This is a genomic window from Beijerinckia sp. L45, assembly GCF_009765775.1.
Lineage (GTDB): Bacteria > Pseudomonadota > Alphaproteobacteria > Rhizobiales > Beijerinckiaceae > RH-AL1.
Genome location: NZ_LMUU01000244.1, coordinates 10,413 through 10,722, shown reverse-complemented (window position 1 = coordinate 10,722; position 310 = coordinate 10,413). Strand labels below are relative to the sequence as shown.

Here is a 310-nt window from a genome sequence, read left to right as displayed (position 1 = left end):
TGTTCGTGATCGGAGCGCCGCCGAACTGCGGCGGCCCGGGCATGCCCCACCGCATCATTGTCAGCTCGCGTTCGCCATCGTCTCCCCTGCGCACGACCGGCGCCGGGTAGTCGGGGAAGACGCCCGGCATCGGCGGCAGGTTGCCCGTCAGGTCGCGGTCGATCGCGAAGAGCCGGCGCATGGCGTCCTGGCTGCGCGTGATGGAGTAAAGATTACACACGACGTCTCACAATGAACCTAGAGGTTGACCGGCGACACGCTGGCGCGGTCCAGCTTCAGCCGCTCGGCTTCGGCGTCCAGCGTCGCGCGC

The 310-nt window shown here is 68.4% G+C and carries 1 pseudogene; it reads right to left on the bottom strand.

Annotated elements, in window-relative coordinates:
- A pseudogene (locus GSQ79_RS25135) lies at positions 1 to 220 on the bottom strand (SOS response-associated peptidase); the annotation flags it as partial.
- Between the last annotated feature and the right edge of the window lie 90 nt (positions 221 to 310).